The organism is Amycolatopsis sp. 505, from assembly GCF_031625235.1.
In the GTDB taxonomy this organism is placed as follows: Bacteria; Actinomycetota; Actinomycetes; order Mycobacteriales; family Pseudonocardiaceae; genus Amycolatopsis.
The window spans coordinates 1-26,637 of sequence record NZ_JACKQP010000021.1; the positions used below are offsets into that span (position 1 = coordinate 1).

Here is a 26,637-nt window from a genome sequence, read left to right on the forward strand (position 1 = left end):
ACGCCGAGCGCAAGGCGGAGATGGCCGAGCGGGACCGGATTCGTGACGAGAAGACCGCCGAGCGGGACGCCGAGCGCAAGGCGGAGATGGCCGAGCGGGACCGGATTCGTGACGAGAAGACCGCCGAACGGGACGCCGAGCGCAAGGCGGAGATGGCTGCACGTGACGCCAAGGCGGATGCGCGGGATGCTGAGCGCAAGGCGGAGATGGCCGAGCGAGACCGGCAACGCAACGCCGAAATGGCCGCCCGCGAGCAAGAACGTCGGCGCAACCGGATCGACCAGCTCGAGGGACGCACGGAACGAGCCGCCCGCGACATCAACGAGGCGATCGCCGACCTGGCCGAAGCCGAGCGCAGACTGGAGTACCTGCGGGGAGACGCGCAACTCAAGCACGCGGATTTCGACGAAGCACTCGAGTTGAAGCGGCCGGACTGGGAATTGCGCAGGCTCCGCGACATGGCCAACCGCGCTGACGAAGAAGCCCGGCGGGGGATCGCTGCCGTCGGCAAGGCCGAACGGCGAGTGGAGACCGCGACCGCACGATACGAAGCTGAGTTGGGGTCGCTCCGGGCAGCCGTTCGCGACTTCAACGAGCACAAGGCCACAACCACGCCGGAGAGCGAGACCCCTGGCACTGAACGGGAAGCCGCATCGTCGCGATCCGCCGGCTCAGATGCGAGCGCAGCCGATGATGCAGCCGGTATCGACGATGACGCGCGGGCCCCGGAGACCGACCAGTCCAGCCGAGGCTCGGCCGGGAAGCCGGAACCCGACCAGCATGCGAGTACCCAGCAGGCAGGGCGGGTCATCGCCGTCGCCGAGCGGCTGGACACTCCCGATGTCGCCGAAGACAGCCTACGGCGTTTGGCAACCGCTCCGGCGCAGCTCGAAGCTGGTGAGAGTGCGGCCGCCGAGCCAGGTAAGGCACTGGTCATTGCCGACGCTGAAGGAGCGGAAGCGCTGGCCGCCGCTGAGCGCGTCGCCAACCCCGCGGTCGGTCCGACCGCCAATGCAGCGAAGGCACCGTCGAGCGCCTCGACTCCGTCGAGTCCCGTGGCCGAGCAGACGCGCAGCCGGAGGACACGATGACGCACGACGACCAATCCGATTGCACTTCCTCTGCTGTCGTCTCGGCGGCGGACGTTGCCTCGGCCGCGGCGGCACTCGTGATCAACTCGCCGGAGCCGCTACCCGGTGCTGAGTCCGTGAACGCCGATGAACCAGCCCCCGACCGGCTGGCCCAGCTGGAACGAGCGATTGAGCTGCTCACTCTGCGGGTCCGCAAGATCGAGCGGGCGCTCGCCGGCTCGGGGCATCTCCCGAAGGCCTGATTCAGGCTGCATCGCTTGCCCGGGAACGTGGCTCGCGTGGCCCGCGCGATCGTCGTGATGCAGCCTGAATCAGGTCCCGGCGTCACCACCACTTCGGCCAGCGGGGCTCGATGCGCAGCCCGGCAGCCTCCTGATGCGAACACGGGTCCGCTGGCGCGCGTGGCGCTCCGACACGGGCCCAGAACGCCGCGACGTCCGGCTCGTCCGCCGGGTTCGCGCTCCAGCTGAAGCCGGCTCCACGAGCAGCGGCGGCCCTGGCGAGTACGCGGCCGACGCCTCGGCGCCGGTGGCGGGGCTCGACGTGCAGACCGAGCAGCAGGCCGCGCCGGTCGATCGGGCACAGCGACAGCTCGACCTGGCCGTAGATCGTGGCGCCCCATCGAAGCTGGATCAGCCCGACCCCGGCGCGAACCGCAGGTGGGACGACAACGAGTTGCAGGCGGCGTGGCTGGACCTGGTCTTCGGTGACCTGCGCGTCGGTCGAGGGGTCGATCAGCGCCCACCGGCCGTCGCGGCCGGGCTGGTTCTCGCAGTGCCAGCAGAGGAGCTCGCGTAGGCCGTAGTCCTGGTTCGGGGTCTCCTGCAGCTGCCCGGGTCCCAGCCGGTGCCCGGCGGGACAGGTGCGGGGCAGATGCTGTGGCCCGGTCACCGGTCGGACCCACGGCCACAGCGGGACGTCGAGGTAGCGCCCGGCCCGCGCGGCCCCGGCCCCGGCTCCGTCGCGGCGGTCGGCCTGGTCAGCGGAAGTCACGGCTGCGTGCGGCGAGGGCTCGGAGGTCCAGCGGGGTGATCTGGTCGGCGACGACCGACGCGGTGCCCTGGGTGACCTGGGCCTGGCCGCGGATGACCAGCGCCGAGCTGGTGGCCAGGATCTGTCGGAACTTCGTCCAGGTACTGGGGTGGACAACGACGTTGATCATGCCGGTCTCGTCTTCGAGGTTGAGGAACGTGATCCCCCCGGCCGTGGCCGGGCGTTGCTTGTGGGTGACCGCGCCGCCGACCTTGATCCGGCTGCGGTCGACGACGTCCAGGACCCGGGCGGCCGGGACGACGCCGAGCGCGTCGAGGTGCTCGCGCACGAACTGGACGGGGTGCCGGTCGGGGGTGATGCCTGTGGCCCAGACGTCGGCGGCGGCGACCTCGAGGGCGGTCATGCCCGGCAGCGCGGGCGCGTCGACGCCGGCGGCGATCCCGGGCAGGTGCCCGTCCCGCGTCCGCGCGGCCGCGCCCGCGGCCCAGAGGGCTTGCCGGCGGTCCGGACCCAACGCGGCGAACGCCCCGGCCGTGGCCAGCGCCTCGGCCACGGGCTGCTTGAGCTGCACCCGCTCGGTCAGCTCTCCGATGCTCCCGAACGGGCCGTTCGTGTTCCGCTCGGCGACGATCGCCTCGGCGACGTCGGTACCGACCTGCCGGATCCCGGCCAGCCCGAGCCGCAGCGCCACCCCGCCCGTCGACGCCGTCTCCGGCTCAAGGGTGGCGTGCACGAGGCTGGTGTTGATGTCCGGCTCCCGGACGAGTACGCCGTGGCGGCGGGCGTCGGCGACGAGCGACTGCGGGGAGTAGAAGCCCATTGGCTGCGCGCGCAGCAGCCCGGCGCAGAACGCGGCCGGGTAGTACCGCTTGAACCAGGCGCTCGCGTAGACCAGCAGTGCGAACGACATCGAGTGCGCTTCGGGGAACCCGTACCCGGAGAAGGCGTGGATCTGCTCGAAGATCCGCTCGGCGAGCGGCCGTTCGATGCCGTTGGCCTCGCAGCCGGCGAAGAACCGCGCCATGAGGGCGTGCATCTTCGCGCCCGACCGCTTGGCGCCCATCGCGCGGCGCAACTGGTCGGCCTCGGCCGCGGTGAAGCTCGCGACGTCGCGGGCCATCTGCATCACCTGTTCTTGGAACAAGGGGACGCCGAGCGTGCGGTCCAGGGAGTCAGCGAGTAGAGGGTGGGCGTGGCTCCAGGCCTCCTCGCCGCGGCGGCGGCGGATGTAGGGGTGCACCGAGCCGCCCTGGATCGGACCGGGGCGGATCAGCGCGACCTCGACGACCAGGTCGTAGAACTTCCGGGGTCGCAGCCGAGGCAAGGTGCCGAGCTGGGCGCGGGACTCGACTTGGAACACCCCGATCGCATCGGCCTCGCACAGCATGTCGTAGACCGCCGGATCGGCGAGGTCCAGTTCGCCGAGGTCGACCTCGCGGTCGTGATGCTGGGCGACGAGGTCGACGCTGTAGCGCAGGGCAGAGAGCATCCCGAGGCCGAGCAGGTCGAACTTGACCAGGCCGATCTCGGCGCAGTCGTCCTTGTCCCACTGCAGGACCGTGCGGTCCTTTTTGGTCGCCCACTCGACGGGGACGATCTCCGAGACCGGGGTGTGGGCGATGACCATCCCGCCGGAGTGCACGCCGAGGTGGCGCGGAGTGTCCTCCAGCCGCGCGGCCAGCTCCCGGACGTCGTCGGGGACGCCGTGCCCGCGCTCGCCCGGGGTGTCGGCGTCGGCGACCCGGTGCCACCGGTCGACGGCCTTGGCGAAGGCGTCCTGCTGGCCGGGGCTGTGCCCGAGCGCCTTGGCTGCGTCCCGGACCGCCGAGCGGGCGCGGTAGGTGATGACGTTGGCGACCTGCGCGGCGTGCAGCCGGCCGTGCCGCTCGTAGACGTACTGGATCGCCTCCTCCCGCCGGTCGGACTCGATGTCGACGTCGATGTCCGGCGGCCCGTCCCGCTCCGGCGCCAGAAACCGCTCGAACAGCAAGCCCCACCTGACCGGGTCGCAGTGGGAGATGAACAGCGCGAAGCAGACCGCGCTGTTGGCCGCGCTTCCGCGGCCCTGGGCGAGGATGCCGCGCTCGCGGCAGAAGCGGACGATGTCCCACACCACGAGGAAGTAGCCCGGGAACCCCAGCTGCCGAATGACGGTCAGTTCGTGCTCCAGCTGGGCGTAGGCCTCCGGCGCCTCGGCTGCGGTCCCGTAGCGGGCGGCCGCGCCCTCCATCACCAGGTCCCGCAGGTACGCGTCCTCGTCGGCGAATCCGGGCGGGCACGGGAACGGCGGCAGCTTCGGTGCGACCAGGGCGAGATCGAACGAGCACTCGACGCCGAGCAGCGCGGCGCGGGCGACCGCGCCCGGGTACCGGCGCTCGAACGCCCGCAACTGCTCGGCCCCCGAGCGCAGGTACGCCATCCCGGCCGCTGGCAGCCAGCCCTCCAGCTCCTCCACGGACCGGCGCGCCCGGATCGCGGCGACGGCGTCGGCATGCGAGGAGTCCTCGGGGCGCGCGTAGTGGACGTTGTTCGACACCACCGTCGGCAGCGTCAGCTCCTTCGCCATGGCGGCCAAGTGGTCGTTGTGAGTGCTGTCGAGCGGCTGGCGGTGGTCGATCAGCTCCACCGCGACGTGGTCGCGGCCGAACCGGTCGACCAGCAGCGCGAGTTCGTCGGCGGCCGCGGCCGGGCCGCTCTGGACGAGCGCCTGGCGGACGGCGCCCTTGCGGCAGCCGGTCAGCACCTGCACATGCCCGGCCAGCTCGTCGACGACCTCGGCGACGTCGTACACCGGGCGGCCCTTCTCCTCCCCGGCGAGCTGCGCGTGGGAGATCACCCGGCACAACCGGCGGTAACCCTCGCTGTCGCGGGCCAGCATCAGCAGGTGCGTGCCTGCCGGGTCCGGTACACCGGCTTGCGGCGCGGACAGCCCGAGGCTCAACTCAGCGCCATACCCCGCGCGGATCCCGAGCTCACGCGCTGCGGTGGCGAAGCGGACGGCGCCGTACATGCCGTCATGGTCAGTCAGCATGACCGCGTCGAGCCCGAGCCGAGCGGCCTCTTCGACCAACGTTTCCGGGGAGCTCACCCCGTCGAGGAACGAGAAATACGAGTGGACGTGCAGCTCTGCGTACGGCCGACGGCGCTCGCCGGCGCCGTCGTCGCTGCTGCGCCGCGTCGGCACGTCCTCCGGCGGACGGTAGCCGTCGCGCTTGCGACTCCACGCAGGCGAGTCGCCGCCATCGCGTGGCACCGCCGGACCCCGCCCAGAGGCAATCCGCTCGAGCTCTCGCCAGCTCCGTCCCGCACCACCGTTGAAAACGGACACACTTCACCCCGTGCTACCAGGGCACCGCGGGAAGGACGGGCCATCTTGCACTGTTCGAACGTTCGTGCGAACAGCCCTGTCATGATGACCACTGCCAGCGACAAGAGTCAAATCGAGACCGGTCTCATTCGGCTGGATGAGCTACGTCGACCCTGACGAGGCTGACGCCGATGCGGCCTGCATCACCGTCGAGCGATGTTGCTACACCGTGTTGAACCGCCCTGCTGCATAGTCCCTCTATGCAGATAAGCATCATCAGATGCATACTGGGGCTATGCAGACAACCGACATCGAGGTCCCCGAGGACGCCTCCGTAGACGGATACGGCGTCGAACCCGCCGAAGTCGAACAACTCGTCCAGACACTCGTCGGCGAGCTCGACCCCAACGAAGACCCCGAGGCCCAGTTCATCCACCTGTCCAGCACGCTGGCCCTGCTTCAAGCCGCCGCTGGACGGGTCTCCGTCTTCCGCGACGACCTGGTCGCCGAGATGGTGTCCGAATCCACCGAACGCGACGTCGCCGATCGCCTGGGCCTCAGCCCTACACGCCCGGGACAACTTGCGCGACGCTCCCGTAGTCGCGCGGCCACCGCAGCGGCTACGACGCGCCGTGCTCGGTGATGGTGAAATCGCGCGGGTTGAACGCCGCGACGCGCACGGCCTACCTCGCGCCAGCCGGACTCGACGGGCGCGCCGTCGCCGGGCGGTGCGCTGGCTGCTGTCGCGGATCGCCGACGACGAGTTCGCCGAGCAGACGGCCGCCGAGGTCGGTGACGGTGCGGTCAGCGCACTGGGAACCCCTCCGGGTCGTTGCCTCCGCCGCGTTTACGGCCCAGCGACTTGAGGAAGGCATCCTCCTCCGGCGTTGGCGCTCGCGCGATGATGCCGTCCGCCGCGATCTGCAGGCGCAGCGAGTGGGCGCGGTTGGCGTTGGGCGTGCCATCGGGGCCGTCGAGCACGTCGAGCACGATCCGGCCAGTCGGGGTCTTGGGGTCATCGGCGGTCCGGACATACCAACTCGACACCGATCCCAAGATGATGTAGCCGTGCCAGTTGCGGTGCCGGATAGCACGGCGATGGTCTCGCCATCCGCGGAACTGCTTGTGGATCCACACGATTACGCCGGCCACGATGGACAAGCCGCTGAGTATCGTGGCGATCCAGGCGCCGTTCTGGAGCAAGCTGGGTTCGGGCACGCTGTTCATGGCGCACAATCTGCCAGCTCGCCCGGCGATACGCCGAGCCGTCGCCGGGCTTATGCGATGGCTAGTGTCGCGGTGATGCGGCATGCATCACTGAGCTGGCGAGCGAGATCCAAGCGGCCTGCATCACCCCGCCGAGCTAACGGGTTCGTCAGGGTCGACTGTCGGCGAGAGCCCGAAGCTGCCTGGCCAGCGCTGCAAGCTGGACCGCCGCCGCAGCCGGGTGAGGCAGTTCAGCGGCTGGGCGAACAGCCTCGGCGAGCTGATCGGCGAAGCGGGTGAGGAAATCGGCGTCGGGCAGCAGGCGTTCCGAGCGTTCCCGGATCCGCTGGGGTGTGTTCCAGTCTGGCAGCGCCGCGGCGGCGACACGTTTGGCGACCTCAACGACCCGTTCGGACAAGGCGTCCAACTCGTCAGGCGCGAGGGGGTTGACCTTGCCGATCCGCGCGAATTCCTGCCGCGAGGCCCCCGCTTCGGTCAGGCGGGCGTGTTGCAGCGTGAGGGCGGCCTGGCGGGCGAGCGGCCGGAGCTGGCGCAGGATCTCGGTGCAGACATCGAGGTCGCGGCTGCGGTCGTAGTCGAGCAACGTCGGGTCGATCGCGACGGCCTCGGTGATGATCTCCGCGGCCTGCTGTGCGCGGGCCCGCGCACGTTCTAGCGCGGGCTCCCCGCCCGGGATCGCTTCCGCCAGCGCCTGGGCGTCAGCCACCGTGCCCCCTCCCCTCTGTCGGCGACGTCGGGTTCTGCGACAGGATGATCTCCATCGCGCCGGGGTACCGGGACACCAGTTCGTCGAGCTGGTTGAGCAGCGACCCGAACGCCGCTTGTGCGACGGCCGGGCCGCCGGGGAGCGCGCCGGTTCGCATGGTGTGCTGGATGGCAGCGACCAGAAGCATCGCGCTGAACGGGCCGATCTTCACGGTGGCGTGCGTGCCAGCGTTCTCGTCGGCGAGCATGTCCTCAAACACGGCGATGTGCTGTTGCGGCTGGTCGTTGCTCATGTGCTTCTTCCTGTTGACTAAGCTGGTCCCAACATGTTCCCCGCCCTCGCGGGGCTGCGCGCGAACCGTTCGGTTCGCGCTGCCTACGCCCCCGAGGAGCACACCATGCCTGCGGTCGCGCCGAAGTCGGACGTTACCCGCTACCGCCAGAAGGCTCGCGACCCGAAGGCGCGCGCCGCGCACGCGGCCGACACCACCTCGTGGAGACGGTCGGTCGCGGAGGCTGATTTCGGCCCGGACGAGCAGGCAGAGCTGTTCGATGCCCTGCGCGCCGGCCTGCGGCTCACCGCGGCCGCGGCTGCGGTGGGCATGACGACGAACGCGGTTTACGGCCGGGTCCGGTGGGACGTCGAGTTCGGCGACGCGCTGGAGACGGTGCTCGCCGAGACCTGTCCCGCTGGCGACTTGTGCGGCCGCCCAGCGGGGGTGAAGCACGGTGGCCACTGCGCGGAGTGCCGTCGAGCGCACCACCCGCCAAGGGCTGGACGAGGTCGGCGTGCGACATAAGGCGAGATAGGAGCAGGTGATGCAGCCTGCATCGGCTGGTACCGTCCGAGCGCTCGCACCAGGCTGGCCCGACTCTCGCCATCGGCGAGGCGTGACCAGGGCTAACGTCCCGGAGGTAGGCCCTGCTCCGACGAGGTTGGGCGGGTTTCTGAGCCGCGCTCGGCGCGGTTTGAAATTCTCGGCGGATTACCGTAAAGTAATCGGCGCGGACCGGCCCACCTGCTCTGGTGGTAGCCGGTCTAGCGGCTTTTAGGGGTCCTGAGTTCAAGCGGATCGGGACCTGTCACGGCGCTGGCGCCCAGCAGGTCGCTGTACCAAGACCACATCTTCTCCTTGGTTGGGTGCTGCGCGATGTGCATGAACGCGCTGTAGGCGATGAAGTCAGCCAGCTGCATCCACTGGCTGTGGTGGCTGCCGTGGAAGAACGGGTCTTCGATGAGGCTGCGGGTGGCCAGCTTCAACTCGCGATGAGCTGCGCGGTAGGTCGGGTCCGTGCCGTCCCCGTCCATGACGATCATGCCGAGTTCGCCATCGGTGGTGAGCCGGGCGTCGATCATGCGGACAAGTTCGGTGTAGGTGCGTGCCTTGAGGTCACGAGCTTCGCGGCGCCGGGTCGTCTGGCCGTAAACGGCGCCAACTCGGACCTGTGGCATTGACGCCAGGTGCGCGAGCAGGTCGTGCCCTACGCGGAGCCGTTCCTCGTCGCTTCCGTCCCAGGGCGTCTTGGTGGGGTTTCCGCGGCCGGAGAGGAACTTGGTCGCGTGCAGTTCGTAGTCGGTGGGGATGCCGACCGACCGGTGCAACTGGTGACGGTAGTCCAGCCAGCTGCGCAGAGTGACCTGCCAGTCGCCAAGGTCGAGCTCAAGCCAGCCGAAGACGACCGTGCCGGCCTCACTCGATCCGGAGTCGTCCATGTAGAACACACGCACACCCACCGGCACACCGTAGTGGCGCGCGTTGAGCAGGTAAGCCGGGCCTGTTCATGCAGGCTGCATCACGCGGGTAGAAGGCCGTCGAGCTTGACTCGAGTTATGCGACATGGGCCCTGGCGGCAAGTTCGCGGATACCGGGCAGATTGGCGCCGCGGTGGTCGCGCAGGTCGCGGATGAGGTTGCGGGCGGTGGCGCGGGTGTGGACCTCGCCGGAGGCGCGGTGTTCGGCTTCGCGCAGTGCATTGTAGGCCGGGCCTGGTCGGTCGAGGGCGTGGTGGACGAGGGCCAGGTCGACGAGGTAGCGGCCTTGGCGTTCGGTGCTGGTGCCGGTGAAGGGGCCGGCGGTGCGGGCGTAGTGCAGCGCGGCGGCGGGGTCGCCGAGGACGTGCAGCGCGGAGACCTGGTGGCTGGTGATGTTGGCGGTGAGCGGGCCGTGCAGCGCCCGGTGGTCGGTGAGCCGGGCCGCGGTGCGGCTGGCGTCGGCGAGGAGGTCGAGGGCCAGGTCCCGGTTGCCCGCGCGGGCGGCGCCGTACCCGGCGGTGCACATGAGCACGCTGTAGAGCGCGAGGTGCTGCGGGGCGGCGCGGTTGCCGGTGTCGAGGTGGTCGACGGCGGCGAGTACCAGTTCTTGGGCGCGGTCGTGCTGCTTGCCGCGGCGGCACACCGACGCCTTGACGCGTTCGGCTTCCGCGAGCAACAGCGGGTCGCTGGTACGGGTCGCGGCGAGGGAAGCGCGGTCGGCGCTGATCCATTCGAGCCCGCTGGCGGGCAGCTTGATCAGGGCACGGGTGATCAGCGTGTAGACCTCGGCCGCGATGTCATGTCCGCCACCGGTCGCCGCTCGCGTGGCTTCGGCGGCCCGTGCAAGCGGAGGCAGGTCGCGGGCCAAAGTGAGGTAGTCGGCGCGGTCGAACGCCGCGCGGGCGGCCGTCAGCCCCCGTCGCAGTGAGGAGGCGGTCGCGGGGGCGGCAGGCGCGGCCGGCCCGAGCAGGATGGGCTCGAGGTGGTGGGCGAGCAGGGCGGCGGGGTCCGGCTCGGCGGCGGCCGCGGTGTTCGTGGTCAGGCCGGATCCGAGCAAGCCGCCGGTGGTGGCCACCAGGAAAGTGCGGCGCCGCATGTAGTCCTCCTCGGCTGGGCTGGTGCTCACCCTAGGAGAGCGGACCGGAAGCTGCTCGGAGGCAACGCGGACGTGCAGACCGAACGCTGTGGCGGGCAGGTCCAGCAGCTCGGCGAGACGCCGCAGCATCGCCGGGTCGCGGGGCCGCCGTCGCGCTTTCTCGAAGCGGCTGATCATGCTCGGATGACACCCGAATCGGTGGGCCAGCTCAGTCTGGTTGAGCCCGGCGCGACGTCGAGCGAGGCGGATCACGGCTGCGTGGTCCTCCGCCGCGATCGCGGCGGCAAGAGCCGCGTCGTCGGCACGGGTCCATGGTGTTGGCATCGGGCGCCTCGATTCCGGGACAACGCACCCAGCGTAGCCATCCGGTGACGCGCCGGGTGTCCCCTGTGCCGGATTGGCACAGCCGTGCCCGCCTGGCACAAACCTCTGCCGCTGACCCTGGCGTAACGGCTTCCCTCGAACTCGCGACTCGGGGCGCAGGTCCCCCGTGCGACGGACGGGAGCGAGCGAGTGAACATGACGCGATCAGCAGACGTGGCGGTTGTCGGCGCGGGCGTCGTGGGCCTGGCGTGCGCGCTGGAACTCGCGCAGGCCGGAACCTCGGTCGCGTTGGTGGCGCCGCGAACCGGCGAGCACGCGGGGCAGGCCAGCCGCGCGGCCGGAGCGATGCTCACCGTCTTCTCCGAGGTCGAAGCCGCGCACCCGCAGCCGCGGGTCGCGGTCGAAGTGGCTGAGCGGGTCGCCGCCCGCGCCGGCTACGACGCCTGGCTGGAGCAGCTCGCCAACATCGCCGGCCGACCGGCCCCGGCGCTCATGCCCGGCGTCTGGGTGACCGCCAGTGTCCCGGCCGACCGCGCCGAACTCGCCGCCATCGCGGCGGCCGCCGCAGACGCAGGACAGCCCGGCCAGCTGCATTCCCCCGCCGAGGTCCCCGGTCTGCGGTCGAAGACGGTGTTCGAGGCCTTGTGGCTGCCCGGGGAATCCGGAGTCGACGCCGCCGAGCTGGTCGCCATCGCGGCGGCCGCGGCCAGGGCGCACCCCCGGATCACCTGGTTCGACGCTGATGCAGCCCGCATCAGCGACAACGGAACCGGGCTGCGGATCGAACTCGTCGACGGCGAGCCGGTCACCGCCGAGCGCCTGGTCCTGGCCGCCGGCGTGCAGACCTCGGCGATCGCGCGCCGCTCCCCCGGCCTCACCGCCGACCTCCCGCCCGTCCTGGCCGGGCGCGGGGTCAGCATGGTGCTGCAAGCCGTGCCGGATCCGGTCGCGTCCCCGATCCGGACCCCCAACCGCGGCTTCGCGTGCGGCGCCCACCTGGTCGCCCGCGCCGACGGCCGAACCTACCTGGGCGCGACGAACCGGCTGAGCACCCGGCCCGAGCCGGGCCGGGCGGCCAGCGTCGACGAGATCGCCACCCTGCTGCACGACGGCGTCCGCGAGCTCAACACCGGACTCCGCGCCGCCCAGGTGACCGACATCCGCGTCGGGTACCGGCCCTACACCATCGACCACCTGCCGCTCGTCGGCCGAACCGCGAACCCGAAGGTACTGGTGGCCACCGCGACGTACCGATGCGGAATCCTGCTCGCCCCCCGGGTAGCCACGCTGATCCGCACCGAACTCGAGCACCCCGGCACCCTCGACAACCACCCGTACTCACCGCGCCGGACCATGCCCGTCCCGGACCTGGCCCAGCTCGTCGACGGCCGCGGGGACGCTCTGGTCGAACTGATCTGCCAACCCGGCGGGCATCTGCCTGGAGGTGCTGCCGACCAGCTCGGTGCCATGCTGCGCGCCGCGCTCATCCACGAGCACGCCGATCCGGCCGCGCGCCGGCTACTCAGCAGCGCACCCGTCGAAGAAGTCCTGCCCCTACTGCTCGACGTTGCCGGGCGGAGCACACGATGACGCTGCCCGCCCAGCTGATAGACATGATCACGGCCCTGCGCCCGCGTGCGCAGCTGGCCGTCGCGTTGGCCCCGGACACCGACCTCGACGCGCTCGGGTTCGACTCGCTGGACCGCATCCGGATCGCAGCCGCGCTCGAAGCCGCCTACGGCGTCGCGATCCCCGACACCGCACTCGCCGACGTCCACCGGCTCAGCGATCTGGCCGGCGTGGTCGAACACCCCGCGGCCGCCGAGCCGACCATGCTCGTCGCCCTCCACCAGATGCCCGTCCCCCGGCCCGCACTCGAACAGTTGCCCGCCCCGGTCATCCACCCAACCGCCGAGCTCGGCACTGGCGCCCGCGTCGGCCTCGGCAGCCACCTGTGGCGCCGCGTCCTGCTCGCCGACGGCGTCGAGGTCGGCGAGCAGTGCACGCTCGGCACCGACGTGCACCTCGGCCCCGGCACCCGCGTCGGTGACCGCGTCAAGATCCAGAACGCCGTGCAGGTGTTCGGCGCCACCATCCACGACGAGGTCCTGCTGTGCCCCGGCGCGCTGATCATCGAGGACAGCACACCCCGGGCCGTCACCCCCACGGGGCTCCCCCAGACTGCCGGCGACTGGACGCCGCACCCGGTGACCGTCTGCCGGGGCGCCACCATCGGCGCCGGAGCGATCCTGCTCCCCGGTATTCAGGTGGGCACACACGCCATGGTCGCGGCCGGCGCCGTCGTCGACCGCGACGTCCCGCCTCACGCACACGTCGCCGGAAACCCGCACCGACAGATCGGCTGGGTCTGCCGCTGCGGCGCCCGGCTGGCCGGAACCGCGTGCGGCTGTTGCGGCGCACGCTACGAGCACCGTCACGGCTCCCCGGATACCTCGCGTCACGAGGCCCTACGCGGAGAGTGATACGAAGGGCGGGATAGCCTGCCGTCCGTGACGACGCCCACCGCGACGCAGCAGCGCTTCTTCGAGAACTACCCGATGGCCATCCCGTCAGCCGGCGTGCTCTTCTTCGATGGGCCCAGCTACGAACGTCTCCTCGTGGTGAAGCCGCGTGGTCGCCAGTGGTGGGAGATTCCCGGCGGTGTCAACGAAGCACGACGCGGCGAATCCCCCCGCGGCACCGCACGCCGCGAGATCGCCGAAGAACTCGGCCTCGACGTCGTCATCGGACGACTGCTCGGAACGGACTCGGTCCCCGAAGGCGACGACCACGCCCCCATGCTCGCGTTCGTCTACGAAGGCGGCATCCTCACCCCCGAGCAGAACGCAGCCATCCGCTACGTCGACCACGAGATCGGCGAGCGAAGGTACGTCGCGCCTGACCTCGACCAGCTCGCCGAGATGATGGTGCCCCGGCTCGCCCGCCGCGTCGTCGCCTGCGCCCTGCACGCGCGCACCGGGAACCCCGAACCGCTCTGCCTCGAACACGGCTACGTCCCGGCCGCCTGATCCAGGCTGCATCACCTGGGCGATCGCGCAGCGAGCCGCGGGCCGCTCTCCGTCGAAGCGCCACGAGAACGCCGAACTGTATAACGTCGTGTACGTGGCGGTCTCGGTGTCGTCGGCGACGCAGCATAATGCCGCTATCCAGGCCGCATCACCCGCCTGACGCCTGATGAGGCTGGCAGGAGTCCGGCGGCGGCTCGGAGCTCGGAGGATGAGTCTCGCGGTAGAGCTGCAGCAGCCCGGCGCTGCCGACCGTTTCCAACAGCGCCTCGACGAGCGGGTCTGCGGGCGGGGTGTGCTCGGTGTTGAGGGACGTGGCGATCTTGCCGACCGTGTCGGCGGGGATGGCAGAGGCCAGCAGCCCGTCGACCAGGCGGCGGTAGCGGGCCTGGGTGATTGGGGAGAACGCGGCGGTGAGCTCGGCTTTCCCTGCAGGCGAGCGCAGCTGGTGGCGTCCGGCCGGCGCGAGTTTGTTGTTGATATCGGGGCCGACGTACGGCATGACCGCCCGGACGATCGCCAACGTGGTGGTGCCGATCGTGCGGATGTCGCGTAGTTCCGCGTCGGGACAAGCGCTGACTTCCTCCACGAGGGCGAATCCGGCCCGATCGAGGGCGGTGTACACGCGCCCGCTGCCGCCGCCGAGCTCGATGAGCTTTTGCCGGAGGGTGTCCAGCGGGGTGCGGGTGTCGGGCATCGGGTGCAGCGTCCAACCCGTGACCTTGTCGGCGCCGTAGATCGCGCGCAACCGCTCGGCTACCTCGGACGTGCCGATGACGTGCAGGGCGCGCGTCGGCCAAGCACGGCAGACCCGGGCCACACCGAAGGTCGCTTCGCTGCCTCCGGCGATCTGCCAGCGCGCGCCGCGTCTGGGGTAGCTCTCGAACGCCGCCGCGATCCGGGAAGCCTCCTGCTCTGGCGAGCGGCGGCGACGGGTGGCTTTGGTGGTCATGGACTGGATCTTCACTCAGCCGGATCCCGGTTCCCCAGGCGCAGGGCGCACCTGAGATGGAATTGTCCACTTTTTGGCAGGTGCCGTTGGCGAGTTATGCAGCCTGTATCGCGGCAGCCTCGGTGAGTAACTACTGACGGACGGTTCATGGGTGTAAAAAGTCAAATGCGTGAAAAAGCTCCCTTCTGACGCGAAAATAGTCGATCATGTGCGAGAGTGCTGCCGGTCCGACTCAGTTGGCGCGTTATCCAGATCCGGATAACGCGCCAATGTTGGTTGACGGAAGGCTGTCGGTGCGCGGCTTGCCTATCCCAGCCAGTGCGCTCTCAGGTGATTCATTCCGTTGCCGGGCCGGAACAGAGCGTTGCTCGTGGGTATCGCGAGCAGCGGATATCGACAGAACTAACAGAAGGAACAAAGTTCGTGCGCCGTTTACCCAGATTGGCCGGTATCGTCGCGGCAATAGGCGCCGCCGCCGCAGTCACCATCGGCGGAGTCGCCGCCTCGGCCGCGGCGGCGCCGCCGCCCCCGACCGGGGGCCCGGTCCAGCCGAACATCGTCGGAGGACACGCGCCCTCCCTGCAGTACCCGGCCGGTGCGTTCGCCGCGCTCATCTACGACGCCCCCGCGCACGAGATCAAGGACCATTTCACCTGCACCACCGCGCAGCTGAACGGTCGCTTCTTCACGATCGCCGCGCACTGCGTGACCGACCCGCCGCCCAGCCTCAGCGTCGAAGCCAAGGCCGCGCTGATGCGGTACTACGGGCTGGACGCCACGTCCGCGGCGGTCCCGACCGCGGACAAGAAGTTCAGGGTTCGGGTCGGTTCGCCCGATCGGACCGCCGGCGGGACCGTCGTCGGAGTGTCGGTCTTCTACGTGCACCCCGGCTGGAGCTGGGGTCAGGGCCCGGAGAGCGACGACATCGCGCTCCTGAAGTCCGACGAGTACCTCAACACCTACGCGCTGCCGATCGCGCCGCGGAAGCCCCGGCCCGGCGATACCGTCCGCACCCTCGGGTGGGGCGGCACCGAGCCCGTCTTCAAGGGCGAGTTGCCGACCCAGATCCAGGAGCTCACGCGCAAGGTCATCCCCGCCAAGAACTGCGTCGACGCGGGCATCACCACCCGGGACATCTGCCTCGACAACCCCGGCGGCTACAGCGGCGACTGCAACGGCGACTCCGGCGGGCCGTCGGTCGTCGAGCAGGACGGGGTTCTCTACAACGCCGGGCCGACCAGCCGCGGCGGCTCCGCGATCTGCGGCGCGACCCCCGACGTCAGCACCTCGGCGGCGGAGTTCGCGAAGGAACTGAACGACGCCATGCGCGGCAACCCGCCGGTCCTGGCCCACGGCGTACCGGTTCGGTAGCTCGAACCACAACAGGTCACCGGCACACGTTCCATGACCAAGTAGTACCACTTCCTTATGTGAGTCGTTAAAGTCACTGCATCGGACTTCACACACCCGATGCGGAATCCAAGGTGCGCGGCATTTCCTCGATTCGTCACAATCCCGAGGATGCCACCTGCGACCGCGTGAGAATATGAAGGGGCCGCCTGTTACGCGAGCACCAGGCGGCCCCTTTTGCAACTCGTGCCGATCATCGGTCGCGCGAGTATGCTTCGCTCGTTGCTTGATGCAGCCTGCATTAGGTCGATTCACGATTCGCCCGTGGGATCTCTTCGACGTCGTATTGCGTCGGCTGGACGTGCCGGGCGCGGGACGGGTCGTTGTGCGACCGTGGCGTGCACGCGGCGAACGGGCCGTTCTCGCCGAGCAAGGCCGTGAGCATCGGGTCGAGGTGGTCGCGGTGCCAGACCGACAGCCCGATGCCGGGCTCGGCGGCCAGCTCCTGCCATGCCCGGTGGCAGCCGGCGAAGCGGGCCCAGGCTTCGGCGTGCGCCCACCAGCGGCTGCACCAGCGCATCCCGGGGCGTCCGAGCGGCCGCAGGTATACCGGGAACAGCGTGGTTTCCAGCCACGTCAGCAGTTCGGCCGGGTCCCACTTCGGCGGTGGCGGCTTCTTGCCCGATCCAGCCTGCATCACGGCCCCGCATGGCGAATCCGCTCGGCAAGCTCGAGGCGGGTCTCGTCGAGCGACTGCTGGACCACGTCGCGGTAGGAGGCCTCGTACCAGGGAACCAGCCTGACCAGCACCGGCCGGCGGCCGGTGGTCAGCACCAGCGCGGTGCCCTTCGGCAGCGCGCGAACGGAGTCCGGCGGCAGGATCTCACGGTGGTCGGTGCTGGTGGTGTCCGAGCGGCCGCCGGAGCTGTGAGTGGTCGAGTGCTGGATGACGTCGGCCCGGCCGACGGCCTGGGAGATCCGGCGGAGCAGCCGTTCGTCGTTGAGGCCCGCGCCGAACACGGTCACCGTGGTGGCGCCGAACAGCATCTCCATGCCGTTCTCGCCCCACACCTTCACGCCCTGGGCCCACGACTGCAGGATGGCGCTGATCGAGACACCGAGCCCACCCGAGTAGGACACGACCTTCGCGAGGCGGTCCCATGGGCAGATGTTGCCGACCTCGTCCAGCACTGCGGAAACGGGGACCGGCAGCCGGCCGCCGTGCCGTTCGGACTCGATCTGGCAGAGGTCGAACCACTGGTCCAGGAATCCGGCCAGCAGCGGCGCGGCCGCGCCGGCGGTGTCCTTGGACATCAGGTACATCGTGTCGCTTGAACGGACGAAGTCGAGCATGGAGAACTCCGGCCGGCCCGGTTGCGGGGTGACCCACTGCAGGACGCGCGGGTTGCGCAGGCAGCTCGCCCCGGTCCGGGCGGTCTGGTAGACGGAGTCCCGCGTCTCCGGATGCAGGAAGATCATGTTTTTCAGGCTCTCGGCGACCGACCCGAAGCCGTGGTCGTCGAGCAGCTGGACCGGGCGATCGTCGGTGGAGGCATTGAGCCAGCGCCACACCTCCCGCAGCGAGGATCCGCTGACCGACGCCGCGAGGAACAACGCCGAGAGCAGGTCAGCAGCGGAGTCGGCCCAGAACCGGTCTCCCCCGTTCGGGACGATCGCCTGCACGAACTGCGCCGCCAGCTGCCGCGCGGTCTCGTCGTCGCGGACCAGGCGCAGCGGGTTCCACCAGAACTCCTGCGGAGCGAGGGTGATCTGCTGAGGGTCGAACCGCCACACCCGGCCCAGCCGGGCGCGGTAGCGGCTGGTGCAGTTGTAGAGGTCCGGCCGGTTCGCGGTCGCGACGACCGCGCCGGGCGCGGACAGTACCCGCGGCACCGCCCGCGCCGTGGTTTTCCCGGACCGCGGCGCCATCCACGCGACCTCGACGTCCTCCCACCCGGAGCTGATCTCCGGCCCAGACGGCAGCACCACCCCGAGCACATCGCGGACATCCGGCCGGCTGCCCGGCAACGCGGTCAGCGTCGGGTGCAGCCGCGCGGTCTCCGCGGCGCGGGCGCCCGCGGTCATGCCCTCGATCTCCGCCCGCCGGTTCACCGCGGCGGCCTCGGCCAGTCGTCGGCGCGCGCCGAGCTGACGCCGCAGGAGCGATACCGCCTGCATCACCATGACGACCGCAATGAGCAGCAGGATTCCGAACACGATCAGCGCCGGAATCCGCGGCGTGGCCGGGTTCGCCGCGACGACGTCGCGAACCGGGCCCACGCCGAGCTCGAACGCCGGCGGCGACCAGCTGCGCCCGATGAACACCGTGACCACGCCTTGCGCGACCCACAGCAGCCCGGCCATGAGCTCGAGCGCGACGACAGCGCCGATGCACAGCCATCCGGTCAGCAGGTCGCCGCGGGGTCCCGGCGGCGGCGTGCTCATCGCCACGCCTGGTCGGTCTCGTGGAACGGCTGCTCACGCTTCGGCAGCCGCATCCGGACGGGGAGCCCGAGCCGCTCGCGGGGTTTGATCATGAACTTTCCCCTGCCCGGATGCTGGGTTTCGCCGTTCCACGTCGGCGGGGCCGCCCACGACCGGATCAGCGCGCTCTCGCTCGCGCTGAAATGCATGATCGACGCGAGGTCGTCCAGTTCCGAACGAGGCAGAGCCGCGACGATCGCGGTGGAGCAGCGGGCGACCATGCCCCGGGCCTTCGCCCGGTCCTCCTCGGTGGGCAGCGCGCGGAAGTCGTCGAGGCTGTGGGTGGCCATGATCGACTGGACGCCGCGGTGACGGCCGAGGCGGGTCACCTGGTCGGCGAGCTCGACCATCCCGGGGCCGCCCCTCAAGACCCGCCAGATCTCGTCGAAGAACTGGACCCAGGTGCGGCGAGCGCCGGTGACCTGCCCGGCGTCGATCAGCGCCGCCGACCAGCCCCACGCGGCCAGCATCGCGATCGCCACGGCGGCTTCTTCCGCCCCGTCGGCGAGCCGGGACAGATCCAGGCATGCCCCCGGGCTGCGTGGATCGATGGTGAACGTGCTCTGGCCCTCGAACAGCCCGGCCAGCGGCCCCCGCAGCATCAGCTGCAGCCGGACCAGCAACGGCCGCAGCAGCCGCCGGACCTCGGCGGCGTCGGCCGCGTGCAGCGGCGCCTGCACTTCATCGGGCGCCTCCTGGAGGATCTTGAGCAGGTCCGACAGCGTCGGGGTGTCCCGAGGACGCCGGCGGTCGAACAGCTCGTAGGCCAGCGCCAGGCCAAGCCGCTCGGAGTCGTCCAGCGGCTGCCCCGAGCTGATCGTGAGCCCGCCTTCGGTCAGCGCCAGGGCGCGGGCCTGGATCTCCTGCTTGAGCCGGGCCCGGTCGGCGACCGGAACTTGGTGCAGGACGCCAGCGAGCGGGCCGCCGTCGAGCAGGTTGATCCGGTGCAGCCCACGGCCGAGGGTCACGCACGTGCCGCCGAGGGCTTCGACCAGCACGCGGTGCTCGCCCTTGAGGTCGGCCGGGACCATTACACCGACGCCGAAGGCCGCCAGGCCCCACAGCAGCCGGCGCCCGATGGTGGACTTGCCGGTGCCCGGCTCGCCGGTGACGTAGATGCCCGTGTTGGTGACCAGGCCGCGCCGCAGGTACTCGCCCGCGTCGAAACTCACGGGCTCGAGGGTGATCTGGTGCACGCCCATCGGGACGCCGAAGTCCGGGACGCCCGCCGAGAGCACGAACGGGAACAGGCCGCAGACCTGCTCGGTGGAGCCGACCCATCGGGGCAGCTTCGGCGCGATCGGTGCTCGGCCCGCGCCCGGTAGCCGCCAGCCGAGCGCGGGCGGGATCGGCTTGTCCCGTGCGGCGATCCATTCGGCGGGCAGCGCCGGTTCCGGGGCGCGGATGCCGCGGTTCTGCTCGGCGGCTAGGCGCGCGACGGCGTCCTCTGTGGACGGGACGGCGGTGATCGCCGACTGGGCAAGGTCGTCAGTCGGTGATGCAGGCTGCATCGGATTCGATGCCGCGTTCGCCACGGCCCGGCGAATCACTTCGACCGTCCCGGTGTGCGAGCGGCGAGCTCGTAGGGGTCGACTCCGACTCCGAGGGTCGCGGCGAACCCCAACAACTGCGCCCCGTACATCCGCTGCAGCCGTAACCGGGCGCCCCGCGCGCGGTTCTCGAGGTCGGCGCACGCTGCCGGCAAGTCGGATTCGGCCAGGGTCGTGACCGTCACCAGGATGCTCGGCTCCCCCAGCCCTGCCCCGCGTGCCTGTTCCACCGCCGTCGCGGAGGCCAGGGCGGCATCGACCTGTTCCCGTACCGAAAAGTCTCTGCGTGCCTTGCGGGCGGCGGTCCGGCGGACCGCCGCGGCCTGCAGCTCGGCGTCGACGACCGACGCGGCCACCGGCGCGGGATACGGGCGGTACAGGAGCATGACGCGCCGCGGCCACGCGCCGGGTGCCATCAGCCGCCGCAGGACGTCGTGACGGACTCGGGCGGCCGGCAGTTCGCGCAGCGCGTACGTCACCGACCAGCCCGAATCGTGCTGCAGGTGATCCCATTCCTCGGTTGCGGCCTGCGGTCCGGCTTGCTGCCAACTCACCTCCGCCTCGCCGGTCTGGTCGCGGTCGACCTGGCCGCGCGCATCGGGGTCGAACGCGGCGCGCATCCGGGCGGCTGTCCAGCCGGGCGTGGCGCGGCCGAGCACGCTCACCCCGCCGGAGCTGAGGCTGTCGACGATGCCGGTGAGCGCCACCGAGGCCTCGGCAGCCGCCTCGGCCATCGTGGTCGGCCGGGACGGCAGCTTGCGCGGATCGAGCGTCACCGCCGCCCACACGTGCATCTCGGCCGTCTGCGCGGGCAGCTCGGCGAGCACGTCGTCCATCAGCCGGCGTGCCAGCGCCGGGGCGTTGTCGGCAGTGTGCTCGGCGACGTAGTCGCGCACGCGCGACACCGATGAGGGGGCGGTGTCCACCACGACCGCCACCGATCGCACGCCCGGCACGTGGCCGAGCGCCGCCTGCCACGCACCGAACGCCGCGACCCAGCCGTTCGCCGCAGACTCGTCGGCCAGCAGCGTGCCGGTCGACCCCAGCCGGACCTGTGTGGTCAGGAAGCCGCCGCGGCGATCCCATACCCACCCGGCCGGGGCGCCGGTGGCCTGGCGGACGGCCAGCAGTTCCAGCGGCGCCAGCGGGCCGGGCAGATACGGCGCCCCGGCGACCTTCGTGACCAGCTCGGAGCGGTAGGAGGTCATGCCTCGGCGGTAGGCGCGGTGCCAGACCCAGCGGCGGCCCAACAACACCACCCACGGGGTCCCATCGGAGCGAATCACGACCGCGAGAACGACCAGCATCCCGGGAACGGCGGTCCATAGCCCGGCCATGGTGTCGAACAACCCGACCACCATCGGCACGCACAACGCACTAAGCACCCACGCCAGTTGCCCGGCCGGCAAGCCCATCACCTCGAACCCGCGCCGTCGGCGCCAAGCTCCGTACGTTCTCACCATCGCAAGCCCCCGCTGGTGATGCAGGCGGCATCACCAGCTGCCCTGGCCGTCATGACGACGGCTCATCCGTGTGGTCTGCCTCGGCCGCCAACGTCTCGGTCGGCGCCTGCCCGCCGGAACTCGGCGCGTCCGCGGCCGCCGCCGCGCCGCCGGTGGCAGCCGTCGCCGCGGCGGTTTCGGCCTCGGCCCCGGCAGTGCCGCCGGTGCCGGGCGCCGGAAACGGCGCGGTCGGCACGTCGTCAGACCTCGAGTTCGGGCCAGCCTCACCGCCGGCGCTTTCGGAACCAGCGGTTCCCATCGGGATGTCACGCCCGGCGCCGATGCCCGGCGGGCCGCCTCCCACCGACTGCGTGTGGGCGAGGACTTCCTGCCCGGCCTGCGAACCGACCTCCCCGGGACCCTGATCGCCGGGACCGCCGTCGGGCGGGCCCTGTGTGCCCGGCCCCTGGTTGTCGCCCCAGCCCTCAGCCTGACCACCCGGTTGCCCCCCGCCGCCGGGACGACGAGCCAGAAAGAGCCCGGCGATGCCGGTGGCGGCCGCGAGGGCTCCGCCACCACCGCCGGGCATCGGTGCGGAAATCCACGAGAACAGCCGGACAAGGGCGGGCAACGCGATGATCGCCATGAAGATGATCACCACGCCTTCCAGCATCACCAGCAGCGACCCGCCTTCGGAGATCGTGACGAATCCGGCGACGTAGATGAGCGCGCCCGTGGGTTTGTAGATCAAGATCGCGATCGACCAGGTGAAGACCCGCTTGGTGGAGTCGGTACGGCCCTGGACCGTCGAGGCCGCGGCCGCGAACGGCAGCGCCCCCGCCAGCAGCACCAGCGCCGCCGAGCGGAACAGCATCAAAAGCCACTGCACGAACGAGATCAGGATGCAAAATAGGCTGATCAAGATGATGCCGAAGGCGCCGGTGTAGCTGGCAGTCGCGGCTTGGGCGAAGCGCTGGCCGAAGTCGGCGCCGGCATCGGTGATGATCCACGCCGAGAAGGCGTCACCACCAGCCTGCAGAGCAGCGAGCAGGCCCACGCCGGCTGTGGCCACCACCAGGAAGGTCACGATGTTGATCGCGAGGTTCACCAGCGGCTCGCCCCGGCGGGCGATCGCGGTTTTCGCCGCCGCCAGGATCACGCCCGACATCAGCATGATCACCGACAACGGCATCGTGTACTGCTGGATCTTCGCGATCGCCGGAGAACCGAAGTCCACACTGGACTGAAAGGTCCACCATCCAAGGGAGACGGTGATCAGCTGCCCCGCCGACTGGCCCGCCGACTCCGCCGCGCTCTGCAGCGCCGAGCCCGCGACGTTCTTCGCGCCGTCGGCGACCAGGTCGCCGGTCCACTCGACCACCTGACAGGCGCCGTGGGACAGCAGATTGGCCCAGATCGCGCACATCCGAGTCCTCCCCTCTCCGTCAGCCGGCCAGCGTCAACCGCTGGCCCGGCATCTCGTGGAACCCGGGAGGAACTGCTTTGACCTGCTGCCCGGCGCCGGTGGGGACGACCAGCTTCCAGTCCCCGCCGATCCAGCGGACGTGCAACGTCCCGGTGATCAAGGCCTTCAGGCGCGGGTCGGTCCGGTTGGTCAGCCGCCCCACGATGTCGATCCGGACGTCGTCGGCGGTGTTGGTTCCGGCGAGCCGGTAACCGATCACCAGCGGCACCGGAGCGCCGCCCCGCCCCAGTGCTTCGCGGTAGGTGTCCTGGGTGGCTGCCAGGTACTGCATGACCTCGCCGGTGGTCTGGCGCGCGATGGTCGGGCGGAACATCTCCTCACCGCCCGCCAGCCCGCTGCTGCGGGCGGCGATGTTCACCGCGGCCAGGACCGCGCCCGGAAGGTCGTGGGTGAAGCCCTCCGCCAGCGGCCCGGCGTGCTCGCGCGGGCCGTGCTCGGCCGAGAGCGGCACCTGGGTGCCCTCAAGCTGAGACCAGGTGAGCGGGCCCCACTCCAGCTGGTCCGGCACAGCCGGGGCGTCTTGGGGCGTCGCGGCCGGGGCGGGGGCGTCGTGCTGGCCGACGTAGACCAGGGCGGCGACGAGCAGGCCGACCAGCAGCACGGCCAGGCCGCCGAGCACGAGAGGCCAGCGGCGGCGCGGAGCCTTGTCGTTCCACGGCATCGCGGTCACCGCCCCGCGGCCGCGAGCAGGCCGCCGATGATGCCCGCAGCGCCGACGATCATCAGGATGGCGCCGATGACGTAGGGGACGCCGAGCATGCCTTGTGCGGCCATCTCGGAGCGGTTGCGGCGGCCGAGCGCCATCATGATCGCGCAGATCAGAAAGCCGACGAACACCGACACGATCCCGGCGTACTTCATCGCGGAGATCACGAAGTCCCCGAACCACTCCATGCCCCGCGGCGCCGCCGGTGGCGGATTCGGGACCGAAAACGAGGGCGCGGGATCCGGGCTCAAAGGGTCGTTGAACTGCGTAAGCCGCATTAGCGTGTCCTCTTCGGTGAAGGCATCGGCGCGAGGCCGAACGCGGCGCGTAGCCGGTTCGCCGCCTTGAGGGCCGGGCCGGTCGGCGGGGTCAGACCCCCGGGGCTGGTGCTGGCCCGCCACGCGGGCACGTAGGGCATCCGCAAGACCGCGCGGGTCACCGGGCGCATCAGGATCAGCAGGGCCCGAGAGTCCGGCGGGGGGCGTCCGTGGCCGTCGTCGACGACCACCAGGGCCGGGCGGATGCCGAGCCGCGACAGCAGCAGCAGCGCGTTGCTGGCCCGGGTCATCGCCTGCAGCGGCACGCCGGTCACCAGAACGTCCGGTGTCGGCAGCGGGCTGAGCACGTCGGTGCGCCAGGTGCCGGCATCGTGGGCGTCGAGCATCCACGCGACCGCGCTGGTGCCGACGTTGCCCGAGGCGCCTACAACGACCAGCGGCTGCGGGCGGGGTGATGCCGCCTGCAGCGGCGCGGGTGATGCAGGCGGCATCACCCCGCGGGCCTGCACCGCGGTCATCGGCTCATCCGCACGGCCGAGGGCATGAGCCCGGGGCTGTCGGGCCGGTAGGCCCGCTGCTGGACCGTTTTGCCGTCCTCGGGAGCCTCGACCAGCTGCCCCGGGGTCACGACCAGCGCGACGTGGTGGATTGATCCCGGGTCGCGGGTGTCGTTGGCCCAGAACAGCATGTCGCCGGCGACGACGTCGGCGATCGGCACGTGGGTGCCGCCCGACGCTTCGTACTGGGCCCGGCTGGTTCGCGGCAGCGTGATGCTCGGCGCGAACGCGAAGAGCATCAGCCCGGAGCAGTCGAAGCCCGGCGAGCTCGGCCCGCACGGCGGCGGCGAAGATCCGTCCCCGCGGGTCGGGCCGTCGGGGCTGCCGCCGCCCCAGCAGTAGGGCATCCCCAGCTGCGAGAGCGCGCGCTGCACCGCGGCTGGCGCGTCGACGTCGTGCGGCGGGACGCACGGATCCAGCACGTCGCCGACTTGGCCGTGCACGCCCGCGACGATCTGCGCGGCCTCCTGCTCACGCAGGGCGTAGCGGTCCGGGAAGCCTGAGCGCTGCACCGCCTGCGCGGCCGCGCCCGGCGGCATCGATTCCCAGCCAGGAAGCGCGACGAGAGCGTCGAGGAACTTGCCGGTCGCGTAGACCGGATCCATCACCTGCTCGGGCGTGCCCCACCCCTGGCTCGGGCGTTGCTGGAACACCCCGAGCGAATCCCGGTCGCCGTGATCGAGGTTGCGCAGCTCGGACTCCACCAGCGCGGTCTCCACGGCGATGACCGCGGCTCGCTGCGGCAACTGCCGCTGCCCGACCACCGCCAAGATCACCTGCACGATCCCCAGCTGGTCTTCGGTCAGCACGGAGTCGGGCAGGTGCTTGACCGCCCGGGCGCCGTCGCAGCTTGAGCCGGTGGCGCTACTGGTGAACACGACGGTGACCAGCGCAGCCGCCACGGCGATCAGCGCCAGGACAGCGGCGATGGCGGTGAGGACGCGTCCCATCGCTCACCCGCCCGCCACGGCGACGTCGACCAGCCACCGGCCATCGACGAGGCTCATCCGCCGGTCGTCCCGGAAGGGGCTCGACACCAACCCGTCGTCGCTGATCACGACCCGCTTCGCGGTGATCGCGACGTACACGCGGCCGTCGCCACGCGGGCCGTCGGTCAGCCAGACCGAGAACGTCGAGCACGTCGCGGACTCGTGGGCACCGACGACGTCGCGTTGCCACGCGTCGGCCGGCGTCGGCACCAGCGCCCGGCCGGCCTCCGGGGTCATCAGCTCGCGGGCCCGCGCCTCGCGGACGCCGAACGGGTCTGTCCAGGACCAGCCGCACCAGCGAGCCGCCCACTCGCGCGCCACCGCCACCGCCGGGTGTTCGGTCGTGCTGCTCAGCGGCGAGGTGGCTCCCACGGTCGGAACAGGTGATGCAGGCGGCATCGGCGCGTCGGACGACGTCGACGGCGCGGCCGTCGGGACGGCGCAGCCAGCCAGTATCAGCGCGCCGAAAATGCAGAAAAACGGCAGCACAATGCGCACGGTGAACTCCCCCAGTGTCGACCGCTGGAGCGGCCTTACCCCAGGTCACGCCCACGCGGGTGTGCGAATGATGGCTCTGGTTGCATTCGCTCTCTTGAGCGTAAGCTACATCCGTAGTTTGTCAACTGAAGTCATCATTTACCTGATGGGGGACCTTCCAATGACCCACTCGCACCAGCCGCCCGGCCCGCCGGCATGGCCCGACAACCAGCCGTACCGGCCGCTGAACAACCCCGGCGCCGTCCCGCCGCCGCCCCCGCCGAAACCGGTCGGCCGACGCGTCGCCATCGCTGTCACCGGCCTCGCCGTCGCGACCTTCGCCGTCACCGGCTTCGCAGCGCCCGGCTTCCTCCTCCACCACGACGACCCCCGGCCGGCGGCCGCCGCGGCGCCGGACAGCACGAGCGCCAGGCCCACGGCGCCGACGACCAGCGCCGCGGCCAAGACCACCATCCACATGGGCAGCCCCGAACAGCTGGACGCGGCGAAGAAGCTCATCACGAAGTTCGTCGACGCGCTCAACCACGACGACGCCAAGGCCGCCGGCCAGCTCGCCTGCCCGGAATCATCGAGCATCCTCGGAGGCCAGCTGATCGTTGCCGTCGAGGCGCCCACCAACCTCAGCGTCACCGACGCCGAGCCGGAGTGGGAAGGTGCGGGCTACATCGGCGTCAAGGTGAGCGGCACGACCAACCAACGGCAAGTCGGCGGCGAGATCCTCGCGTGGCAGCCGCTCACCCGGCCCGAGCTGTGCGTCCGGCGCCTCGACCTCAAGTGGTAACGGCTGATCCAGCCTGCATCACCACCCGAGACCCGCCTTGTA

The 26,637-nt window shown here is 70.9% G+C and carries 27 protein-coding genes; 9 read left to right on the plus strand and 18 right to left on the minus strand.

Features of this window, described 5'->3' with window-relative positions:
• Both H5965_RS44920 and H5965_RS44925 read left to right on the plus strand, forming a co-directional pair.
• The coding region (locus H5965_RS44920) for a hypothetical protein (protein ID WP_310977432.1) at positions 1–1,091 on the plus strand (1,091 nt) is incomplete at its 5' end.
• Complete coding sequence (locus H5965_RS44925; protein WP_310977433.1) at positions 1,088–1,333, plus strand: hypothetical protein; 246 nt, start codon at positions 1,088–1,090, stop codon at positions 1,331–1,333. The genes H5965_RS44920 and H5965_RS44925, both read left to right, overlap by 4 nt.
• Before the next feature lie 82 nt (positions 1,334–1,415).
• On the opposite strand, the gene H5965_RS44930 is transcribed toward H5965_RS44925, so the two are convergent.
• Together H5965_RS44930 and H5965_RS44935 are read right to left on the minus strand one after the other, a co-directional pair.
• Positions 1,416–2,084, minus strand: a complete 669-nt coding sequence (locus tag H5965_RS44930; RefSeq protein WP_310977434.1) for a GNAT family N-acetyltransferase — start codon at positions 2,082–2,084, stop codon at positions 1,416–1,418.
• Complete coding sequence (locus H5965_RS44935; RefSeq protein WP_396137007.1) at positions 2,071–5,412, minus strand: error-prone DNA polymerase; 3,342 nt, start codon at positions 5,410–5,412, stop codon at positions 2,071–2,073. The genes H5965_RS44930 and H5965_RS44935 overlap by 14 nt, the downstream gene beginning before the upstream one ends.
• Positions 5,413–5,686: 274 nt before the next feature.
• Between H5965_RS44935 and H5965_RS44940 the strand changes: the two genes are divergently transcribed.
• Complete coding sequence (locus H5965_RS44940) at positions 5,687–6,034, plus strand: hypothetical protein (RefSeq protein WP_310977436.1); 348 nt, start codon at positions 5,687–5,689, stop codon at positions 6,032–6,034.
• Positions 6,035–6,195: 161 nt separating this feature from the next.
• Here H5965_RS44940 and H5965_RS44945 read toward each other — a convergent pair whose 3' ends face one another.
• The 3 genes from H5965_RS44945 to H5965_RS44955 form a co-directional block, all read right to left on the minus strand.
• Positions 6,196–6,618: a hypothetical protein gene (locus H5965_RS44945; RefSeq protein WP_310977437.1), complete on the minus strand. Its 423-nt coding sequence runs from the start codon at positions 6,616–6,618 to the stop codon at positions 6,196–6,198.
• A 148-nt stretch (positions 6,619–6,766) separates the two neighbouring features.
• Positions 6,767–7,324 (minus strand): hypothetical protein, encoded by a 558-nt coding sequence (locus tag H5965_RS44950; protein WP_310977438.1) that lies wholly within the window; start codon positions 7,322–7,324, stop codon positions 6,767–6,769.
• Positions 7,317–7,616 (minus strand): hypothetical protein, encoded by a 300-nt coding sequence (locus H5965_RS44955; RefSeq protein WP_310977439.1) that lies wholly within the window; start codon positions 7,614–7,616, stop codon positions 7,317–7,319. The genes H5965_RS44950 and H5965_RS44955 overlap by 8 nt, the downstream gene beginning before the upstream one ends.
• Before the next feature lie 33 nt (positions 7,617–7,649).
• Here H5965_RS44955 and H5965_RS44960 point away from each other — a divergent pair, with 33 nt between their 5' ends.
• Positions 7,650–8,123: a hypothetical protein gene (locus H5965_RS44960; protein WP_310977440.1), complete on the plus strand. Its 474-nt coding sequence runs from the start codon at positions 7,650–7,652 to the stop codon at positions 8,121–8,123.
• A gap of 239 nt (positions 8,124–8,362) precedes the next feature.
• On the opposite strand, the gene H5965_RS44965 is transcribed toward H5965_RS44960, so the two are convergent.
• Positions 8,363–9,058, minus strand: coding sequence for a DUF3800 domain-containing protein (locus tag H5965_RS44965; protein ID WP_310977441.1), 696 nt, complete (start codon positions 9,056–9,058; stop codon positions 8,363–8,365).
• Between the two features lie 94 nt (positions 9,059–9,152).
• On the minus strand, positions 9,153–10,496 hold the full coding sequence (locus H5965_RS44970; protein WP_310977442.1) for a helix-turn-helix transcriptional regulator: 1,344 nt from the start codon (positions 10,494–10,496) through the stop codon (positions 9,153–9,155).
• A 195-nt stretch (positions 10,497–10,691) separates the two neighbouring features.
• Here H5965_RS44970 and H5965_RS44975 point away from each other — a divergent pair, with 195 nt between their 5' ends.
• The 3 genes from H5965_RS44975 to H5965_RS44985 are packed head-to-tail and all read left to right on the plus strand — an operon-like array spanning position 10,692 to position 13,525.
• Complete coding sequence (locus tag H5965_RS44975; RefSeq protein WP_310977443.1) at positions 10,692–12,086, plus strand: FAD-dependent oxidoreductase; 1,395 nt, start codon at positions 10,692–10,694, stop codon at positions 12,084–12,086.
• Positions 12,083–12,979 (plus strand): phosphopantetheine-binding protein, encoded by an 897-nt coding sequence (locus H5965_RS44980; RefSeq protein ID WP_310977444.1) that lies wholly within the window; start codon positions 12,083–12,085, stop codon positions 12,977–12,979. Before H5965_RS44975 ends, H5965_RS44980 begins: the two co-directional genes overlap by 4 nt.
• Before the next feature lie 27 nt (positions 12,980–13,006).
• Complete coding sequence (locus tag H5965_RS44985; RefSeq protein WP_310977445.1) at positions 13,007–13,525, plus strand: NUDIX hydrolase; 519 nt, start codon at positions 13,007–13,009, stop codon at positions 13,523–13,525.
• Between the two features lie 148 nt (positions 13,526–13,673).
• Here H5965_RS44985 and H5965_RS44990 read toward each other — a convergent pair whose 3' ends face one another.
• Positions 13,674–14,474, minus strand: coding sequence for a hypothetical protein (locus H5965_RS44990; RefSeq protein ID WP_310977446.1), 801 nt, complete (start codon positions 14,472–14,474; stop codon positions 13,674–13,676).
• Between the two features lie 423 nt (positions 14,475–14,897).
• On the opposite strand from H5965_RS44990, the gene H5965_RS44995 reads away from it, so the two are divergent.
• Entirely contained in the window at positions 14,898–15,845 is a 948-nt protein-coding gene (locus H5965_RS44995; RefSeq protein ID WP_310977447.1) for a trypsin-like serine protease, read from the plus strand.
• Between the two features lie 280 nt (positions 15,846–16,125).
• Here H5965_RS44995 and H5965_RS45000 read toward each other — a convergent pair whose 3' ends face one another.
• The 10 genes from H5965_RS45000 to H5965_RS45045 form a co-directional block, all read right to left on the minus strand.
• Positions 16,126–16,521 carry a DUF4913 domain-containing protein gene (locus H5965_RS45000; protein ID WP_310977448.1) on the minus strand — a complete coding sequence of 132 codons (396 nt, stop codon included), beginning with the start codon at positions 16,519–16,521 and terminating at the stop codon, positions 16,126–16,128.
• Positions 16,521–18,269 (minus strand): type IV secretory system conjugative DNA transfer family protein, encoded by a 1,749-nt coding sequence (locus H5965_RS45005; RefSeq protein ID WP_310977449.1) that lies wholly within the window; start codon positions 18,267–18,269, stop codon positions 16,521–16,523. Before H5965_RS45005 ends, H5965_RS45000 begins: the two co-directional genes overlap by 1 nt.
• On the minus strand, positions 18,266–19,819 hold the full coding sequence (locus H5965_RS45010) for a hypothetical protein (RefSeq protein ID WP_310977450.1): 1,554 nt from the start codon (positions 19,817–19,819) through the stop codon (positions 18,266–18,268). Before H5965_RS45010 ends, H5965_RS45005 begins: the two co-directional genes overlap by 4 nt.
• 35 nt (positions 19,820–19,854) lie before the next feature.
• Positions 19,855–21,321 carry an SCO6880 family protein gene (locus H5965_RS45015; RefSeq protein ID WP_310977451.1) on the minus strand — a complete coding sequence of 489 codons (1,467 nt, stop codon included), beginning with the start codon at positions 21,319–21,321 and terminating at the stop codon, positions 19,855–19,857.
• 49 nt (positions 21,322–21,370) lie between these two features.
• Entirely contained in the window at positions 21,371–22,726 is a 1,356-nt protein-coding gene (locus H5965_RS45020) for a hypothetical protein (RefSeq protein WP_310977452.1), read from the minus strand.
• Between the two features lie 19 nt (positions 22,727–22,745).
• Positions 22,746–23,447: a hypothetical protein gene (locus H5965_RS45025; protein ID WP_310977453.1), complete on the minus strand. Its 702-nt coding sequence runs from the start codon at positions 23,445–23,447 to the stop codon at positions 22,746–22,748.
• A 5-nt stretch (positions 23,448–23,452) separates the two neighbouring features.
• Positions 23,453–23,680, minus strand: a complete 228-nt coding sequence (locus H5965_RS45030) for a hypothetical protein (RefSeq protein ID WP_310977454.1) — start codon at positions 23,678–23,680, stop codon at positions 23,453–23,455.
• 89 nt (positions 23,681–23,769) lie between these two features.
• Positions 23,770–24,288, minus strand: a complete 519-nt coding sequence (locus H5965_RS45035) for a hypothetical protein (protein WP_310977455.1) — start codon at positions 24,286–24,288, stop codon at positions 23,770–23,772.
• Positions 24,285–25,277, minus strand: coding sequence for an NlpC/P60 family protein (locus H5965_RS45040; protein ID WP_310977456.1), 993 nt, complete (start codon positions 25,275–25,277; stop codon positions 24,285–24,287). Before H5965_RS45040 ends, H5965_RS45035 begins: the two co-directional genes overlap by 4 nt.
• A 3-nt stretch (positions 25,278–25,280) precedes the next feature.
• Positions 25,281–25,688, minus strand: coding sequence for a hypothetical protein (locus H5965_RS45045; RefSeq protein ID WP_310977457.1), 408 nt, complete (start codon positions 25,686–25,688; stop codon positions 25,281–25,283).
• Positions 25,689–25,959: 271 nt separating this feature from the next.
• Between H5965_RS45045 and H5965_RS45050 the strand changes: the two genes are divergently transcribed.
• Positions 25,960–26,595 (plus strand): hypothetical protein, encoded by a 636-nt coding sequence (locus H5965_RS45050; RefSeq protein ID WP_310977458.1) that lies wholly within the window; start codon positions 25,960–25,962, stop codon positions 26,593–26,595.
• Positions 26,596–26,637: the final 42 nt, after the last annotated feature.